19 protein-coding genes are annotated in these 17,147 nt (G+C 39.5%); 14 read left to right on the top strand and 5 right to left on the bottom strand.

Annotation, left to right across the window (positions count from 1 at the left end):
• The first annotated feature begins 34 nt into the window (after window positions 1-34).
• The 3 genes from M3196_RS08130 to M3196_RS08120 all read left to right on the top strand — a co-directional run bounded on the left by M3196_RS08130 (window position 35) and on the right by M3196_RS08120 (window position 3,990).
• The gene (locus tag M3196_RS08130; protein WP_251321783.1) at window positions 35-1,360 is read left to right on the top strand and encodes an amidohydrolase; all 1,326 of its coding nucleotides are present in this window, start codon (window positions 35-37) and stop codon (window positions 1,358-1,360) included.
• Window positions 1,357-2,805, top strand: coding sequence for a M20 family metallopeptidase (locus tag M3196_RS08125; RefSeq protein ID WP_251321782.1), 1,449 nt, complete (start codon window positions 1,357-1,359; stop codon window positions 2,803-2,805). The genes M3196_RS08130 and M3196_RS08125 overlap by 4 nt, the downstream gene beginning before the upstream one ends.
• Window positions 2,806-2,892: 87 nt before the next feature.
• The gene (locus M3196_RS08120; protein ID WP_251321781.1) at window positions 2,893-3,990 is read left to right on the top strand and encodes a threonine synthase; all 1,098 of its coding nucleotides are present in this window, start codon (window positions 2,893-2,895) and stop codon (window positions 3,988-3,990) included.
• A gap of 71 nt (window positions 3,991-4,061) precedes the next feature.
• On the opposite strand, the gene M3196_RS08115 is transcribed toward M3196_RS08120, so the two are convergent.
• Window positions 4,062-4,913: a sigma-E factor regulatory protein RseB domain-containing protein gene (locus tag M3196_RS08115; protein WP_251321780.1), complete on the bottom strand. Its 852-nt coding sequence runs from the start codon at window positions 4,911-4,913 to the stop codon at window positions 4,062-4,064.
• A gap of 16 nt (window positions 4,914-4,929) precedes the next feature.
• On the bottom strand, window positions 4,930-5,433 hold the full coding sequence (locus tag M3196_RS08110) for a hypothetical protein (protein WP_251321779.1): 504 nt from the start codon (window positions 5,431-5,433) through the stop codon (window positions 4,930-4,932).
• A gap of 936 nt (window positions 5,434-6,369) precedes the next feature.
• Between M3196_RS08110 and tapA the strand changes: the two genes are divergently transcribed.
• From tapA to M3196_RS08075, 7 genes are all read left to right on the top strand, one after another.
• Window positions 6,370-7,230: an amyloid fiber anchoring/assembly protein TapA gene (tapA, locus tag M3196_RS08105; RefSeq protein WP_251321778.1), complete on the top strand. Its 861-nt coding sequence runs from the start codon at window positions 6,370-6,372 to the stop codon at window positions 7,228-7,230.
• Between the two features lie 20 nt (window positions 7,231-7,250).
• Complete coding sequence (sipW, locus tag M3196_RS08100; protein ID WP_251321777.1) at window positions 7,251-7,817, top strand: signal peptidase I SipW; 567 nt, start codon at window positions 7,251-7,253, stop codon at window positions 7,815-7,817.
• A gap of 85 nt (window positions 7,818-7,902) precedes the next feature.
• The gene (locus M3196_RS08095; protein WP_251321776.1) at window positions 7,903-8,667 is read left to right on the top strand and encodes a TasA family protein; all 765 of its coding nucleotides are present in this window, start codon (window positions 7,903-7,905) and stop codon (window positions 8,665-8,667) included.
• 83 nt (window positions 8,668-8,750) lie between these two features.
• Window positions 8,751-9,617, top strand: a complete 867-nt coding sequence (locus M3196_RS08090; RefSeq protein WP_251321775.1) for a TasA family protein — start codon at window positions 8,751-8,753, stop codon at window positions 9,615-9,617.
• A 3-nt stretch (window positions 9,618-9,620) separates the two neighbouring features.
• A complete protein-coding gene (locus M3196_RS08085; protein WP_251321774.1) occupies window positions 9,621-10,247 on the top strand; it encodes a class D sortase in 627 nt (208 codons plus the stop codon).
• Between the two features lie 18 nt (window positions 10,248-10,265).
• Window positions 10,266-10,595 carry a helix-turn-helix domain-containing protein gene (locus M3196_RS08080; RefSeq protein ID WP_251321773.1) on the top strand — a complete coding sequence of 110 codons (330 nt, stop codon included), beginning with the start codon at window positions 10,266-10,268 and terminating at the stop codon, window positions 10,593-10,595.
• A 3-nt stretch (window positions 10,596-10,598) separates the two neighbouring features.
• Window positions 10,599-10,832, top strand: coding sequence for a hypothetical protein (locus tag M3196_RS08075; RefSeq protein ID WP_251321772.1), 234 nt, complete (start codon window positions 10,599-10,601; stop codon window positions 10,830-10,832).
• Between the two features lie 37 nt (window positions 10,833-10,869).
• Here M3196_RS08075 and M3196_RS08070 read toward each other — a convergent pair whose 3' ends face one another.
• The 3 genes from M3196_RS08070 to M3196_RS08060 form a co-directional block, all read right to left on the bottom strand.
• Window positions 10,870-11,736 carry an SDR family oxidoreductase gene (locus M3196_RS08070; RefSeq protein WP_251321771.1) on the bottom strand — a complete coding sequence of 289 codons (867 nt, stop codon included), beginning with the start codon at window positions 11,734-11,736 and terminating at the stop codon, window positions 10,870-10,872.
• Window positions 11,737-12,152: 416 nt separating this feature from the next.
• Window positions 12,153-12,455, bottom strand: coding sequence for a DUF3846 domain-containing protein (locus M3196_RS08065; protein ID WP_251321770.1), 303 nt, complete (start codon window positions 12,453-12,455; stop codon window positions 12,153-12,155).
• A 246-nt stretch (window positions 12,456-12,701) separates the two neighbouring features.
• Window positions 12,702-13,598, bottom strand: coding sequence for an LCP family protein (locus tag M3196_RS08060; RefSeq protein WP_251321769.1), 897 nt, complete (start codon window positions 13,596-13,598; stop codon window positions 12,702-12,704).
• Between the two features lie 237 nt (window positions 13,599-13,835).
• On the opposite strand from M3196_RS08060, the gene M3196_RS08055 reads away from it, so the two are divergent.
• The 4 genes from M3196_RS08055 to galU all read left to right on the top strand — a co-directional run bounded on the left by M3196_RS08055 (window position 13,836) and on the right by galU (window position 17,101).
• Window positions 13,836-14,582: a YveK family protein gene (locus M3196_RS08055; RefSeq protein ID WP_251321768.1), complete on the top strand. Its 747-nt coding sequence runs from the start codon at window positions 13,836-13,838 to the stop codon at window positions 14,580-14,582.
• Window positions 14,572-15,273 carry a CpsD/CapB family tyrosine-protein kinase gene (locus tag M3196_RS08050; RefSeq protein ID WP_251321767.1) on the top strand — a complete coding sequence of 234 codons (702 nt, stop codon included), beginning with the start codon at window positions 14,572-14,574 and terminating at the stop codon, window positions 15,271-15,273. The genes M3196_RS08055 and M3196_RS08050 overlap by 11 nt, the downstream gene beginning before the upstream one ends.
• Window positions 15,274-15,430: 157 nt before the next feature.
• Complete coding sequence (locus tag M3196_RS08045; RefSeq protein WP_251321766.1) at window positions 15,431-16,198, top strand: tyrosine-protein phosphatase; 768 nt, start codon at window positions 15,431-15,433, stop codon at window positions 16,196-16,198.
• A gap of 18 nt (window positions 16,199-16,216) precedes the next feature.
• A complete protein-coding gene (gene galU, locus M3196_RS08040; RefSeq protein WP_251321765.1) occupies window positions 16,217-17,101 on the top strand; it encodes a UTP--glucose-1-phosphate uridylyltransferase GalU in 885 nt (294 codons plus the stop codon).
• The last annotated feature ends 46 nt before the right edge of the window (window positions 17,102-17,147 follow it).

Below are 17,147 nucleotides of genomic sequence, written 5' to 3'. Positions count from 1 at the left end.
TTCAGTGCTAAAAAATAGATGGAGCGTGAAAAAGATGGGAAAGACAGAGACAAATCTAGTAAAAGATATTTATCCAAAAATGGTAGAGTGGCGGAGAGATTTTCATAAGTATGCAGAATCCGGGTGGGTGGAGTTCAGGACCGCATCACTTGTCGCAACCCGTTTAGAAGAGTGGGGCTATGAGATTAAGGCAGGAAAAGAAGTCGTGGATGAAAATGCGAGAATGGGAGTGCCGCCAGCCCACTTTTTAAAAGAACAGGAAAAAAGAGCATTGGAGCAAGGGGCTGATCCGAAGTGGCTTCCTGTATTCTTAGGCGGTTTTACAGGTGTCGTCGGGATCTTAAAAACAAACAAGCCCGGACCGGTGATTGGGCTTCGCTTTGACATGGATGCGCTCGACATCCAAGAAGCCAAAAGTGAAGACCATGTTCCATTTCAAGAAGGCTATGATTCTATCAACCAAGGTATGATGCATGCTTGCGGTCATGATGCGCATACGTCAATTGGCCTTGGCTTGGCAAAACTGTTATCAGAGATAAAAGATGAGCTATCCGGAACCATCAAGATCATCTTCCAGCCGGCAGAAGAAGGAGTTCGCGGGGCTAAGTCGATGGTCGAAGCGGGAGTGTTGGATGATGTTGACGTGTTTATCGCCTCTCATATCGGAACCGGTATTCCAGCGGGTGTTGTGGTGAGTGGAGCAAATGGTTTCCTATCCACGACAAAAATCGATGTCGCGTACAAAGGGAAAGCGGCGCATGCCGGCGGAAATCCAGAAGAAGGAAAGAATGCGCTCCTGGCGGCAGCTTCGGCAGTATTGAACCTTCACAGCATCCCAAGACACAGCAGCGGCCAGTCCCGTGTCAATGTGGGTGTACTAAAAGCCGGAAGCGGACGCAACATCATACCGGCATCTGCTGAATTAAAAATCGAGACACGCGGTGAAACGTCTGAGATCAATGAATACATTTTGCAGAATGCGCTTAACATCATAAAGGGGTCAGCCGTTATGCATGATGTGGAAGTCAGCTATGATATCGTCGGCGAAGCCAAAACAAGTGATTCAAGTGAAACGCTTAAAGATTTTATTGAAAAAATTGCTTCAGAAGTAGATGAAGTCAATTCGGTTCTCAGCGAGTCACCGAACGCAGCAGGTTCTGAAGATGCGACATATATGATGGACCGTGTAAAAAAGAACGGCGGGTTGGCTTCTTACGTCATATTCGGCACAACACTTGCCGCAGGACACCACAATGAAAAGTTCGACATCCAGGAAGATTCCATGATCATGGCTGTCAATTGTTTATCCAAGTTCGTCTTAAACATTGACCGTCTAAAAAAGGATGAGGTGGTTTTATGAGAACCGAAACAAAAGATTATGTTTCTGAAATCGACCAGTTAATAGAAGAAAACCGGGAAGAATTCATTCGCATCAGTGATCGAATCTGGGATTATGCCGAAACGCGATTTGAAGAATATAACTCAGCAGAATTGTTGGCTCAAACACTCGAAAATGAAGGGTTCAAGGTTAAAAGAGGAGTAGGCGGAATCAAAACCGCGTTCATCGCTAGCTTCGGAAGCGGTAAACCGGTGATCTCCTTATTAGGTGAATTTGATGCCCTCTCCGGCTTAAGCCAAAAATCAGGCATTACGACCATCGATCCTGTCGTTGAAAATGGTAACGGACATGGCTGCGGGCATAATCTGCTTGGGACAGCTCCACTAGCTGCAGCTGTTGCCGTTAAAAAATACATGGAAAAACACAATGTAAAAGGAACGATTAAATATTACGGATGCCCTGGTGAAGAAGGCGGCTCAGGCAAAACGTATATGGTACGGGAAGGGCTGTTTGACGATGTAGATTGTGCACTAACTTGGCACCCAGGTTCGTTTTCGGGCATCTTCTCGCTCTCTACGCTCGCAAACTACCAGGTGTATTTTATGTTTAAAGGCAAAGCTTCTCATGCCGCAAACTCTCCCCATCTCGGAAGAAGTGCGTTGGACGCTGTTGAGTTGATGAACGTTGGAGTGAATTACTTGCGCGAACACATCATTCCTGAAGCAAGGGTTCATTATTCAATCGTAAACACGGGTGGCTTCTCGCCGAACGTCGTACAGGCTGAAGCGGAAGTATTATATCTCATCCGCGCGCCTAAAATGCCAGATGTAAAAAGCATTTACGAAAGAGTCGTCAATATCGCAAAAGGTGCTGCCCTCATGACGGAAACTAAGATGGAGGTTCGCTTCGATAAAGCGTGTTCAAATTATATTCCAAATCACGAACTAGGAAAAGTGATGCATGAGAACCTGGAGAAGTTTGGTCTGCCTGTTTATGAAGAAGAGGAGATGAAGTTTGCATCCGATATCCACCAGCAAATCACGAAGGAAGATATTCAAAACACAAAGAATGAGATTACGAAGACCTCTGGCCAAGCGTTCACAGAGGAAGTTCAATCTCCATTTCTATCTAAACTCGTTCCATATCATAAAACGAATGAAGTTTTATTCGGTTCATCTGATGTAGGGGATGTCAGCTGGGTCGTTCCTACTGCTCAGTTCTGGGGTTCGAGCTTTGTGTTCGGAACACCGTTGCATTCCTGGCAGCTTGTCTCACAAGGCGCAACACCTATTGCGCATAAAGGAATGCTTCAAGCAGGGAAGACATTAGCGGGTACCGTATTAGAACTTCTACAGAATCCGGAATTACTGGAACGGGCTAAAAAAGAGTTCAAGGAAAAAAGAAAAGGCATTCCATATGAATGTCCGATTCCCCCCGGGGTACATCCATCGCCAATCAAACAATAATAAGAAGTAAAGCTCTGTCCTATTTCGGCAGGGCTTTTTGATGTTTCAAAGAACATTTACATAAAAGCCAGAAAAGGAGGATGGTGTATGAGTGAACAATTCGAATGTCATTCTTGTTCTACCAGGTACAACGTAACAGAGCTTGTATGGCGATGTAAATGTGGAGGTATGTTAGATCTCGTAAAGGAAAATGTTTCGTTTGATCCTTCCCGACTTCAAAACGAAATGCCAACAATGTGGAGATATCAGCATGTTCTGCCGTTTAAATCAGACATATGGAAATCGGTATCGATGGGAGAAGGAAACACACCATTAATCGTTTTGGATGAAAAAGAACCGAAAACGTTCGTAAAAGTCGATTATATGATGCCAACCTTATCCTTTAAAGATCGCGGTGCAGCTGTATTGATCGCTAAAGCAAAAGAACTGGGTGTTACGAAGGTAATCGCGGATAGCAGCGGGAACGCCGGAACATCGATTGCGGCGTATGCAAAACGTGCTGGTATCGCATGTGATATCTTCCTTAGTGAATCAACGTCTCCTAAAAAGGTAGCTCAGATTAAGGCTCACGGTGCAACGATCCGCGCAATCAAAGGCACTAGAGAAGATGTAGCAGAAACCGCGCAACAAGCCGTAACAGAAGAAAAAACCTTTTACGCAAGCCACGTGTACAATCCATTCTTTTATGAAGGCACAAAAACATACGCTTATGAAATTTGGGAGCACATGCAGTCCGTTCCGGATACGCTCATAATCCCTGTTGGCAATGGAACGTTGTTATTGGGAGCTTACTACGGATTCAGGGAATTGATGGAGAGTGGCGTTACAAATAAAATACCGAAAATCGTCGCGGTCCAAGCAGAAAACTGTGCACCGTTAGCCAACGCGTTTATTACCAATCAAGCGGTTGCTGAAGTAAAGAACACCGGAACTTTGGCAGAAGGAATCGCCATTGCAAAACCCGCCCGTTCTGCTCATATTCTAGAGGCAGTCAGAGCAACGAAAGGCCATTTTATAACTACTTCAGAAGAAGAAATTACTCAGGCACGTGTCGAACTCGCTCACAAAGGCTTTTATGTAGAACCAACAACAGCCGCCAACTATGCAGGTTATTTAAAATATCATCGTACATCTGAAGAAAAAATTGTTATCCCCTTATGTGGTGCAGGAATTAAGCAAGTGTAATGAAAAAACCTTTGGATTTCACTTTCCAAAGGTTTTGGTATATATGAATAAAATTTCTGTAAACTTTGGAGTTAATTAAACTTTTTATAGCCTTTTAGATCTGATTTTGTAACTTTACTAGAATTTAGGTCTACGCTATCAATTTTTATTTTTGTTGTCTCTAGATAATCGACTTTGTTATGATCTTTATCATAGGTTTCAAATTTTAGAAGAATTCCTGTTTGGGTATCCATCCAAATCTTGAAGTCTTCGGTATTTAATTTATATCTATAGGAATCACTTAAACTTCCTTCGATAACCGTAACGTTTCTATCCAGAAATATTTCTGTTCCTGAGATTCCCCATAAGTTATGATCTTCTAGAAACCCAAGTGCGATCTCTGAACTTTGAAGAGAATTGCTGGCCATTCCTAAATTGATATTTGTATCAGGGTAGGTATATTCTTTTTGACCCGAAGCATTTGTCTTAATGGCATCTTTAATTTTAAGTTCAGTACCTTTACTTAATTTTGTACCCATCTTTGTTGACATATATTGTTTACTCTTATGATCGATTTCCGTTGCTTCTTCATCTGATAAGAAGGTTTCGGTTGTGCCTTTGGCATTTTTTACGTTCACTTTTACTTTTATACTATTATTCAGTTTGACATGATAATCAATGGAATAATGAAAGCCTACATCGTTACTTGCGTAAACAAAAGAACCCTTTGCGTTATTAAAGTGGTGTATACTGTTCAACATCTTTTCTTGAACTTCTGTCTTACTACTTAGAAGTTCTATTTGTGTTTGACTTGATTCTGCATTAACATGAGACTTTATTTTAGTTTGATTGTCACTATTAAATGACAGCTGATTCGGTATACTAAATAAAAGAATGAATCCCGATAAGGATATAAGACCGAGTAATTGATTTAATTTCTTCATAAGAACCTCCTAGTATTTAATTGTAATTCAGTTGAATTCCGTCTGCTCCTGCCCCACCATCATTATTGTATGAGTGTGATAAGCGTATAGTCGATATGGGTTTACTGAAGGAAAGTAACGAGCTCCATCCACCAGGAGCGTTTCTTTGGTTAATGCTTTTTGATGTGATCTGTGACCCTGAGGAGTTTGTTGCAACATAAGTTACACTTGTAGCATTAAATTTTGTATTCCAAAGATATACTTTTGATGTGCCTGTCAATGAACATGAACTAAAATACCACCAGTAAAGGTTATATCCACTGCTTGTAGGTGCTGCGTAACGATGATCACCCCTATAAGAGTTCGTCGAATATTCGTGTTTCCAACTACCAGAATAATCATTATCAGGTGAATCGAAGCCATTGTTATCATTGTCTAAAATGGAACTGCTACCTGAACCACAGCCTGCATATGTTTTCTCTTGATCAAAAAATAGTACCGTTCCCAACAAAAACAAACATAAAATAATCTTCTTCCCCATTTTTTCGCCTCCTGAATGTTTATCATCCTAAAATTACCATAAATTTAAAAAATAGGGAATATTTTGTTATATTTTGTAATAACTAATAGTTATTTATAGTATTAGTCGATGTCTCTCCAATATTTGTTTCAATTAAACAACCGGCTGACTAAACGAGTATGACCCAATTGCACTCTATGCTAGTTGGGAATAAAGCAAATTAAAAAGAGGATGAACCGGAACTATAGCGGCCGTCCTCTTTTTTATGGGATAAAGTGCAGTTTGGAAACAAAACTGTTCTTTATTTGAATGGTGGGGTGTCTTCAGGGTACTTTTGCGGCTTTTATTAAGCCAGGGAAGACCATACGGGGATTAATCTCACGAGTTTTGCTGATAATCTCACGAAAATGTATCCTAATTTCACGAGTTTTTGCCGGAATTTCACTGAAATATAAATATACTCGCGAGGAGACACCTTTCGACACTTGCCCAACGTTCAAAATATAAAGCTTTTCCAATAAGAACTTAAAGTTCCAATTGAGACAGCTTCGTAACAATTTTAACGAACAACCCTCGTTAGAAATAATTGAATCATATTATCGTGATAATCGATTTTCTTTGAAAATTTTGCTTCCAGTTTGCCATCATTTCAACTTTTATAAAGTACTTCAGCATTATTCTGTGATACTTCATTTTAACCATAGACACAGGGCACCCCCTAAATTAGACGTGTTATAACTTGATATTAGGTTATTCAAATACACAATATTTAGGAGCCTTATAGTCTACATTAAAATTGTTCTTTAAAATGAACATAATGTACTTTAAAAATTACAATATTTTATGAAAATTGAAGAAAAAGGAAGGTAATTAGTACATTTGTACGCTGAAAAGAACATAAATGACCTTAAATGAGGGTTTTTAAACTAGGTATTACGTTCTATAATAACAACATAAATGTTCTTTAAAACGAACAAAAATCATCCTCTTGCAAAGGTGGGGATTGTCATAAGAAATAAACGGCTTAGGAAATTTAGAAATAAACATTGGGCATACATCTTATGTGTAAAGTTAGCAATGATTGTATTAACTACTACCTTTTCGTTGATATCTCTGATAGGGACTACAAATGCATTATTTAATGATATTGAAACAACAGGTTTTTCTATTACGGCACAATGGGATATTCCACCGGATGATGATGTAGTTTGGGATCGAAGTTCCTTGGAATTTATAGACCCTGTTATCGGGGACTATAAAGGAATTACAGCCATTATTAAAAATGTTGGTAATGAAGATATGGCTGGAACAGTAATTTATGAAGTTTATAGGACACCAATAGGATCAGGAAGTCCAAAGAATGGAACAAAAGTTAGTAGTGGTACTGTTCCTAAGTTAGCAGTTAATGAAGAACATTCCCTTGAGTATACACCCACAGAGTCAGGCAAATACATGTTTAGAGCTTTTCAAAGACCACTCCACGGTGATCCAAACGGTACAGGAGGAGGAAATGGTAATCCTGAAAAAGACCTATGGAGCAGTGAAATCACTGTTATCTTTCCGAGTTTAAATAATGTAGAACAACCTGATAGCAATGCCGAACTACCAGCAGATACTCCTCAGCAGGAAGAAGGTACGCAGGTACCTGATGAAACAGAGACTAATGATGAAGCGACTCCTCCTAACGAAGAACCAGAACAGCAAGAAACACCAGATGAAACAGAAGAAAGCAGTAATGAGAGCTCGGATAGTACACAACAAGAACGTACAGAGGAAGAATCTGAAGATGAACCAAATTCAGGTACAGATACACAATAAAAATTCTGAGGTGAAAAATTTTGATTAAAGCAAAGATTTGGATGAGCAGAATCATTACTTCCATATTATTTTTATCTCTATTATTCATGGCCTTTGTCGTCATTTCATCTAAAGCTTCTGGTGGAGAACCGAACTTCTTGGGTTATCAATTAAAAACAGTTCTTTCAGGATCAATGGAACCGAGCATTCAAACAGGATCTATTATCGCGATAAAACCAGACGGAGATATGACTCGTTTTCAAAAAGGCGATATTATTACATTCCTAAAAGAAGATAACTCACTTGTAACTCACAGAGTTTTGGAAGTGCGAGGTCAAGGTGAACAAACACAATATATTACCAAGGGTGATAACAACGAAGATCCGGATAAAGACCCAATATTTTCCAAGAATGTTGTAGGTGAATACAAAGGATTTACGATACCTTTCTTAGGCTATACGATGGATTTTGCAAAATCAAAAGAGGGCACAGCAATGCTTTTAATACTGCCGGGTTTGTTCTTATTGATTTACTCCGGGATTACGGTCTGGCAAACAGTAAGAGAATTAGATCCATCAAAAAACAAAGAAACAACAATTAATGGTTAATTAACTTTGGTTGAATCCCCCAAATGGGGGCTCAATATAAAAACTACATACCCATGAAGAGTGGGCGATAGGGAGGAAAATGTTAATGAGTATCAAGAAGAAGTTAGGTTTAGGGGTAGCATCTGGTGCACTAGGATTGGCGATGATCGGTGGGGGAACTTGGGCAGCGTTTTCTGATACAGAAAAAACTGATAATATTTTTAAAACAGGAACATTGGATTTAGGAATAGCAGCTAATGGAACAGTTCCAATGAATTTTGACCTTCAGAACTTAAAACCTGGTGACAGTATGCAAAGAGAAATTGTTTTATCAAATAAAGGTACATTAGCAATTAAAAATGTACTATTAGACACTGTGATTGATGTAACAGATGGGGGAGCAAATCTCAATGGAGATTCAGATTTAGGTGGCGTAAATACTGATCAAGAGATATTAGACCAATTTAATGTTGAACTCCTATATGCAGATTATATTCCAGGCGCATCCGATCCTGTAGCTAACTTTAAGCTTATTGAGCCGTCACACGGAATTACTTTACATGACCTCGATACATTTACATCAGCAGATTGGGCAGCTGCAGGAATCGTACATGAAGGTGATTATTTAAACGTTGCTCCTGTTAATACTGATGGAGCTTATACAGGTATTCCGGTTGTTCCGTCTGATAATGACAAACTTGTTATTAAAATTACATTTAAAGGAACTGCTGGAAATGAATTTATGAATGATAAAGCAGATGTTACATTCAATTTCACAGCTAACCAGTGGGGTGCGAAAGAGCATACAAGTAACGATGGAGCTAATGGTGCTGGATCAAATATTAACGAAAGAGCAGGATCTGAAGACTAAGATATTGTTAATTTTTAAAAGAGAAGGCGGGTTTAGCCCGCCTTTTGCTATAGCCTCAAACGAATTTAAAGTGAGGTTAAACAATGAAAAAATCACACTTAAAATTAATTGCTATCTATTCAATTTTTATTCTAACTGTTGTCTTGTTTTTACCAACGGGAAAAACAGGTGCAGATACAGCTGTAAAGGAAATTGATCTGGCTACTTTACCTGCAGACGTGTTATTTAATGTATCAAATCTCAAACCCGGAGATCTAATGATTCGTGAACTTACGATTCAAAATAACGGAAACCAAAACTTCACCTATAATTTTAATTCTCGTAAAAAATCCGGGTCTGATCTTTTATACAATCAGCTTCAACTAGAAGTTAAGGACAATTCGACTGTTTTATATGATGGGAGCCTAGGTTCGTTTACGGGTTTGGCCCCGCGGGCACTCTCTAGTCATTCTCAAGAAAAAATAACTCTAACCGTTGAGTTTCCTTTCTCATCAGGTAATGAGTTCCAAGGTTTAGGTACTGAAGTTGAGTTCATTTTGTATGCTGAGGGTCGAAACAATCCACCAGACCCACCAGATGACGGAGACCCACCAGATCCTCCGGACGACGGAGATCCACCGGATCCACCAGACGATGGAGATCCACCAGATCCGCCAGATGACGGAGATCCACCAGATCCACCGGACGATGGAGACCCACCGGATCCTCCAGATGACAACGAACCGCCACCGAACGATAATGAGCCGCCGGGTACAAATGAACCACCAAGCAACAACCCGACACCAACGAAACCGGCTGACCCGCCAAGCAAAAATACAGGTTCACTGCCACAGACTGGTGAGGATAATCCGATATTCATCATTTTGTCTGGATTCTTCATCTCACTCGCTGGACTTGGTCTGTTGCTCATCAAGAAATCTATCATTCCAAATCCTTTTAAACGAGGGTAAGGGATGAAGTGGCTCGCCTATCTCTTGATTGCAGCAGGCTTGAGTACGATGTTTTATCCGAAAGCTAAAAGTATGTACTACTCCTATCAGGAAAAGCAGCTGTTGGAAGACTGGGAATCTAGCGATGAAGATTCTGAAATCCTACAGAGCTACCAACAGCTGGATGATGTTTTTTTAGATGAAAGTCAGCCTAAGAACACACCCACTCCTCAAAAAACAAAGAACGGAATCATCGGCAAGCTCGAAATTAACAAGATCGATTTAACCATCCCGATCATGGAAGGTGCCTCCCAAGCTAATTTAAAAGTAGCAGCGGGACATCTAAAAGGCACCTCTCCTGTTGGGGAGGTTGGAAATTCGGCGATTGCTGCTCATCGGAGTTACACGTATGGAAAGCAGTTCAACCGCTTGCCTGAAGTGGAAGTGGGGGACACGATCCGCGTAATAACGAAAGACAAAAAGCTTACATATCGAATTATCGACGAAATGATCGTGCTGCCTGATGATTTGTCAGTGCTCAAAAAAGATGCATCTGAAAGCACCCTTACCTTGATTACGTGTCATCCCATGAAAAATCCAACCCACCGCTATATTGTAAAAGCTGTTCTGGATAAAGAGGAGGTTTTATAGCAAAGGAAGTTGTTAATCATGAATGATAGTCTCGGAAAGCAAATAAAAAAGCTTCGATTAAGAAAAGGTCTCAGCATCACGAAGCTTGCCAAGAAGGCAAGAATATCAAAAGGCTATTTAAGCAGCATTGAAAGTCATAAAACCAACCCGTCTGCGCATATGATACAAAAATTGGCTAAAGCGTTGGAGGTACCTGTGGAACAACTGTTAAATATTCAGGTCGAGCAGCTTGATCCTGAATGGGTTGAGCTTGTTACGCAAGCGAAGGAAATAGGAATTAATAAGGAAGAAATACGTGCTTTCCTTGCCTATGAAGCTTGGAAACATTCCTTGAAAGAAGAGGTGTGAAGCGTGATCCGCTTAGGCAACGGTTTGTATATCTGTCATCTGAATGGCTACATTATAAAGGTCGTTTATTTAGGAAATAACGAATGTGAGATTTACCTTGGTGATGAATATAAAGGAACTGCTCCTTTTGATTACGTAAAAAAGAAATTGAATCTCATGGAGAAAAGGTGGAATACTTCAAAACTGGTACACTACAAGTTCAGAGAGTTTCAGCCAAGTTTGGATTATACCATTTAAAAAACCGACGCTATTTTACCAGCGCCGGCTTTTTTCATTATCCATTCACAACATTACCACCATTAATATGAATCATCTGCCCGGAAACGTAGGAAGAGTCTTCACTTGCCAAGTACACATAAGCTGGTGCAAGTTCCTCCGGCTGTCCCGGACGACCCATCGGCGTATCTTTTCCGAACTGTTCCACTTTATCCGCTGTAAAAGTTGAAGGAATGAGCGGCGTCCAGATCGGACCAGGTGCCACTCCGTTCACGCGAATCCCTTTTTTCACTAAGTTATTCGATAACGAACGGGTGAACGAAACGATCGCTCCTTTTGTTGAAGCGTAATCGATCAGTTCCGGGTGTCCCTGATACGCCGTGATTGAAGCCGTATTAATGATGCTGCTTCCTTGTTTCAAATGAGGAAGAGCGGCTTTTGTTAAGTGGAACATAGAGAAAATGTTTGTGCGGAACGTTTTTTCTAATTGTTCAGCTGTAATATCTTCAAAGTTTTGCTGAGGGTGCTGCTCTGCTGCATTGTTCACAAGTACGTCAAGTCCGCCGAACGAACCGACCACATCACGAACTGCCTGTTCACAGAACGACTCATCTCCAATATCTCCTCGAATAAGTAAGCACTTCACGCCTTCTTCTTCTATTTGTCTCTTTGTTTCTTCTGCATCACCAGATTCCTCTAAATAAACGATGGCTACATTAGCGCCTTCCTTTGCAAAGGCGATTGCAGCTGCTTTACCGATTCCACTGTCACCACCTGTAATTAGGGTAGATTTGTTCTTCAGTTTTCCGCTTCCTTTATAAGTTGGACTTTCAGATTGTGGACGTGGTGTCATTTCCGATTCCACACCTGGCTGTTGGTTTTGGTGCTGAGCGGGTTGTCCTGTTGGATGATTTTGGTTAGACATTTTCTACATCACTCCTTTTTGATCTCTCATAACTCCTTTCTTCCCATCTCACAATGGAATAAACATGGTACATGCTTTTAAACTGATTTTTTTAGCACTTTTCCTAGGCTAAAAAGCTCCTAGGTTGGTTAATTTCACGGGTTTTGCCGATAATCTAACGAAAACGAATCTTAATCTCACGAGTTTTTACTGTATTCTCACAGAAAATAAAATATACTCACAGGCCGACACCTTTCGACACATTCATCCCATTTGAAGTGTTAAGTCAGTATAGTGTCCGCTTAGTAGGAGTAGAGAACGCTAAGGTTGAAACACTCGTTACATCACGCTGCTTTTAGAACGAGACCTTCATACAACTGGCTGGATGCTTAACCTTAGCCAAAATAAAAAAGCCGGCATCAAATGCTAGCTTTTCATTACTTCCACTTCTTCATTTTCTCTTTGAGATAATCACGGACTTCTTCAGCTTCAGCTCGGTCAATGCCTTTAAACTGGCCATCGTGCTTTACGATGAAAAAGCTGTCACGCGGTTTTTTCTTGCCGTATGTAAGTTCATAGCCATTATCGACGTTACATACAATCTTAAAAGGTGAACGGTAAAATGGCTGCATATCTAAAGGACCATTCACGATGTTTTCAAACGTTCTCAAATCATTATCGATCGACACAATGGACGGGCGTTTTGACGGCTCTACCATTAAAACGGAAATCGTAGTCAAAGACGGTTCCTCCTCGTTTAATACTACTATAATCATGGTATCATATTCATATGAAATTGGTAATGGGTGTAAATTAAGATTTTTTGTCGAAATATTACGAAAAAATAATTACTTTTTCACAAAAATATTAAGTGCAAAAAATAACACAATCACTATTTATTTATCAACAATTCTCTTCAAAAATTATTACATTAAAAAAGTATAACAAAAAACCAGACCATTACAAGGTCTGGTTCCAAATACCTATTATTTCAAATATTCATTCAAAAGATTGTGGATACGTTCTTTTTCAGTTTCATCGACAATCCCATAATAGGTGCCACCGATCATCTTGCCTGAACTCTTAATTTCAGTAGATTTGATGTTATGTCTAGCACTTTTATAGTTCTTTTGAATGTCTTTCATCTCTTGGAACGTCATATTTGTTTTCACATTTTCACTTAAAATATCAAGAATGTTATCGAACTTTGTAATAGAAGAAACGCGTGCCCCTTTATCAATAATAGAAGTGATGACTTGACGCTGACGATCGTTACGGCCCAAATCACCTTTCGGATCTTGGTATCTCATTCTTGCATAAGCTAAGGCTTGATCACCATTTAGCTCTTGAGGTCCTTCTGGAAATGTATATTCTCCTTCTTTAAATGCAAATGGATTATTTACTTCCACACCGCCAACTGCATTCACGATGTCTCGAAACGATTCCATATTAACCTTTACATAATAGTCAATAGGTGTATCAAGGAAATTCTCTACCGTATCCATCGCCATCTGTGTTCCACCGAACGCATAAGCGTGGTTAATTTTATCGTCCATACCTTTTCCAACAATTTCGGTCCGTGTGTCACGGGGGATGCTGAACATAAGCATCTTGTCGTCTTTCGGATCAACGGTAACAATGATCATCGTATCCGATCGGCCGCTATCACCTTCACGCTCATCAACACCAAGCAGCACGATAGAGATTGGTTTCAAATCTTCCTCATTACCCGTTACGATTGGCTTCGGTTTATCCGTTTCTACTTTTTCATGCATTTCCGTTACGGCATCTTTTGCGGAATCATAAAGATAATAAACATATCCGCCAACTCCAACTACAGCTAGTCCGAGAACAATTGCTGCTATTTTCAAGAATTTGATCATGTGATTTATTCGCTTCTTTCCTTTTGAATTCGATCGCTACAAAAAGTATACCACGTCAATCTTTTATTGAATAATCTAAATACAATAACAAATTATTTTTTGTAATAATTATGTTACAATAATGTTAATAACCTGCCAAGTATTACAAACTTTTATAAAAAAATCCCTAATTTGACAAATAAGTATGATATAATACAACGAACTTAAAAATTAATCAATACATAGATGGAGGCATTTATGGAAGAAACGATTTCCTTGAAAGATATTGCTCAAACACTGCGCAAACGTTTGATGTTAATTGCGCTTATCGCAGCAGTTGCTGTGGCAGTGAGTGGTGTGATCTCTTATTTTATTCTTACACCGGTTTACCAAGCTTCGACGCAGATTCTGGTTAACCAAAAATCTAATGAACAAGCCACGCTAGATCCAAACCAAATCCGTACGAACGTAGAAATGATCAACACATATAAATTGATAATAACAAGCCCTGCCATTTTAGACATAGTGGTTGAAGATTTAAAGTTGAAGCAATCAACTGACACATTAATAAGTAAAATTACCGTCAACAGTGAACAAAATTCACAAGTGTTCAGTTTAACGGTTCAAGATGAAGATCCTGCTCAAGCAGTTAAGATTGCAAATGCCATTTCAGAAACTTTTAGAGATGAAGTGGATGAAATTATGGAAATTAATAACGTAAAGATTCTTTCTCCGGCTGTGCTAAAAGACAACCCTTCTCCAATCAAACCGAAACCATTGCTAAACATTGCGATCGCATTAGTGGTTGGATTGATGGCAGGTATCGGAATTGCGTTCTTACTGGAGTACTTGGATAACACCATAAAAACAGAAGAAGATATTCAAAACATACTTGGACTGCCTGTTCTTGGGGCGATACCTAAGATTTCAGTAGACGATGAAAAAGCACCTTTTTCAAAGAAAGCAGCAAGTAAACGGATGGGAAGTGAAACCCTTGAGTCGTAAGTTCAGAAAGACCATTCAAGATCTAACCCAGCGAAGCTTAATCACACACATTAATCCAAAATCACCGATTTCAGAACAATATCGTACCATTCGTACAAACATCCAATTTGCTTCGATCGATAAAGAGTTTAAAACGTTGATGGTTACTTCATCAGGCCCTGGAGAAGGGAAGTCCACAACGGTTGCGAATTTAGCGGTAGTCCTCGCACAACAAGGGAAAAGAGTACTTCTCATTGATGGAGACCTTCGAAAACCAACAGTCCATTACACCTTTAAAGTGAGTAATATTTATGGTGTAACAAATGTCTTAACGCGTCAAACCACGCTTAAAGATGCGGTGGTCTCGACAAAGATTCCAGATGTAGACGTACTGCCGAGTGGACCAGTACCGCCGAATCCATCTGAATTAATAGATTCAAAGTCTATGACTCATCTAATAGAAGAAGCAAGCTCATTATACGATTACGTCTTATTTGATACACCGCCCGTTATGGCCGTAACGGATGCTCAGTTGTTAGCCCATCGCGTGGATGGCGTCATTCTGGTTATTTCAAGTGGAAAGACAGAAATTGAAGCAGCGGTTAAATCAAAAGAGTTGCTGGAACATGCGAATGCGAAGATCTTAGGAACCGTTTTAAACGCAAAAGAAATGAAAAATGATAATTATTACTACTATTACGGATCGAATTAATAATTACTTAACAATATTCATGTTTATTCGACAAAAGATGACCGTTGTAAAATTATGTATCTATGGTAATATAACGATAGATTTCCGAAATTAAGTAAATAGAACTAGTACACAAAAAGTACTAGTTCTATAGTCCTTTAAAAGGTGGAGAACTTCTATGATAGACATACATAGTCATATTTTGCCGGGAATTGATGATGGAGCTCAGAATTTAGAGGATGCTGTAAGAATGGCAGAAGCTGCCGTGCGAGAGGGGATCACGCATCTCTATGCAACACCACATCATCGAAATGGAAGATATGAAAATGAAAAAAGCTCCATTTTAGAGAATGTACATCTATTAAATGCAGAACTAAGTCAAAGAAATATTCCGCTTCATATCTTACCCGGACAAGAGATTCGACTGTATAAAGAATTAATTGATGACCTTGATCGGGATGTTTTATTGCCGTTGCACCACCAGTCGAAATATATACTTATTGAATTTCCTTCAAGTAATGTCCCAGCATACGCCGCAGAAACTCTATATGAATTAAGTCTTAGAAACTATACACCGATTATCGTTCACCCTGAACGTAACAGCGAAATTATAGAGAATCCAGTCCTATTATACGACCTCATTATTGAAGGTGCTCTCACTCAAATTACAGCTAATTCTATAATCGGTAACTTTGGAAAGAAAATCATGAATTTCTCACACGATCTGATTAAGTCAAACATGGCACACTTTATTGCATCAGATGCACATAATACGAGCAGTCGCGGTTTTCATCTCACAAAAGCATATGAGATCATCGAAAAACAATATGGAATAAGCACAAGATATTATCTGCAAGAGAATGCGGAGTTAGTCTTGAGAGGAGAAAGCATACTAATTGAACCTCCTTCTCATATTCGGAAAAAGAAGTTTCTAGGAATCTTTTAAAGGAGGACAACCTTAATAATGAAAAAAGTAAGAAAGGCCATTATTCCGGCAGCAGGATTAGGGACCCGTTTTCTGCCGGCAACTAAAGCCATGCCTAAAGAAATGCTGCCGATTGTGGACAAACCAACGATTCAGTACATCGTTGAAGAAGCCATCGAATCGGGCATCGAAGACATTATTATTGTGACAGGTAAAGGCAAACGAGCGATTGAAGATCATTTCGACCATGCCTTCGAGCTCGAGCAGAACCTGTTTGAGAAGGGTAAGTTTGACTTATTAGAGAAAGTCAAACAGTCCTCAAAATTAGCTGATATACATTATATTCGGCAGAAAGAGCCAAAAGGTTTAGGTCATGCGGTAAATTGTGCGAAAAAATTTATTGGAGATGAGCCTTTTGCCGTACTACTCGGGGATGACATCGTCCAAGCGGAAAAACCATGTTTGAAGCAACTGATAGAAAAGTATGAAGAAACGACCGCTTCTATCATTGGTGTCCAACAAGTGCCAGAAGATCAAACACATCGTTATGGAATCATTGAACCATCAAGTAGCTTTAATAACTTATATGGTGTTAAAAACTTTGTAGAAAAACCGAAGCAAGGTACTGCTCCTTCTAACTTAGCGATAATGGGGCGTTATATCTTAACGCCAGAAATTTTCACTTATCTTGATGAACAGGAAACCGGTGCAGGCGGAGAAATCCAGTTAACGGATGCAATTCAAAAGTTAAATAAGTATCAAAGAGTGTTTGCTTATGATTTTGAAGGAACTCGTTACGATGTTGGTGAAAAACTCGGATTTATTATGACGACAATTGAATTTGCGTTAAAAGACAAAGAAATTAGTCCTCAGCTATTACTAGAGCTTGAACGGCTTCTGGAAAAGATAAAAGTTAGTACGTAATAAAGTTAAGTTGAATAGAACTTAACTTAATGAAAATTAAACACCT

This window comes from Fictibacillus nanhaiensis, assembly GCF_023715445.1.
In the GTDB taxonomy this organism is placed as follows: domain Bacteria; phylum Bacillota; class Bacilli; order Bacillales; family Fictibacillaceae; genus Fictibacillus; species Fictibacillus nanhaiensis_D.
This window is presented reverse-complemented; position numbering and strand designations above follow the sequence as displayed.

Excerpts from the sequence above, each read along its gene's own strand:
- M3196_RS08130 (WP_251321783.1), top strand. The coding sequence starts at position 35 with ATGGGAAAGACAGAGACAAATCTAGTAAAAGATATTTATCCAAAAATG.
- M3196_RS08125 (WP_251321782.1), top strand. The coding sequence starts at position 1,357 with ATGAGAACCGAAACAAAAGATTATGTTTCTGAAATCGACCAGTTAATA.
- M3196_RS08120 (WP_251321781.1), top strand. The coding sequence starts at position 2,893 with ATGAGTGAACAATTCGAATGTCATTCTTGTTCTACCAGGTACAACGTA.
- M3196_RS08115 (WP_251321780.1), bottom strand. The coding sequence starts at position 4,913 with ATGAAGAAATTAAATCAATTACTCGGTCTTATATCCTTATCGGGATTC.
- M3196_RS08110 (WP_251321779.1), bottom strand. The coding sequence starts at position 5,433 with ATGGGGAAGAAGATTATTTTATGTTTGTTTTTGTTGGGAACGGTACTA.
- tapA (WP_251321778.1), top strand. The coding sequence starts at position 6,370 with ATGTTCTTTAAAACGAACAAAAATCATCCTCTTGCAAAGGTGGGGATT.
- M3196_RS08095 (WP_251321776.1), top strand. The coding sequence starts at position 7,903 with ATGAGTATCAAGAAGAAGTTAGGTTTAGGGGTAGCATCTGGTGCACTA.
- M3196_RS08090 (WP_251321775.1), top strand. The coding sequence starts at position 8,751 with ATGAAAAAATCACACTTAAAATTAATTGCTATCTATTCAATTTTTATT.
- M3196_RS08085 (WP_251321774.1), top strand. The coding sequence starts at position 9,621 with ATGAAGTGGCTCGCCTATCTCTTGATTGCAGCAGGCTTGAGTACGATG.
- M3196_RS08080 (WP_251321773.1), top strand. The coding sequence starts at position 10,266 with ATGAATGATAGTCTCGGAAAGCAAATAAAAAAGCTTCGATTAAGAAAA.
- M3196_RS08070 (WP_251321771.1), bottom strand. The coding sequence starts at position 11,736 with ATGTCTAACCAAAATCATCCAACAGGACAACCCGCTCAGCACCAAAAC.
- M3196_RS08060 (WP_251321769.1), bottom strand. The coding sequence starts at position 13,598 with ATGATCAAATTCTTGAAAATAGCAGCAATTGTTCTCGGACTAGCTGTA.
- M3196_RS08055 (WP_251321768.1), top strand. The coding sequence starts at position 13,836 with ATGGAAGAAACGATTTCCTTGAAAGATATTGCTCAAACACTGCGCAAA.
- M3196_RS08045 (WP_251321766.1), top strand. The coding sequence starts at position 15,431 with ATGATAGACATACATAGTCATATTTTGCCGGGAATTGATGATGGAGCT.
- galU (WP_251321765.1), top strand. The coding sequence starts at position 16,217 with ATGAAAAAAGTAAGAAAGGCCATTATTCCGGCAGCAGGATTAGGGACC.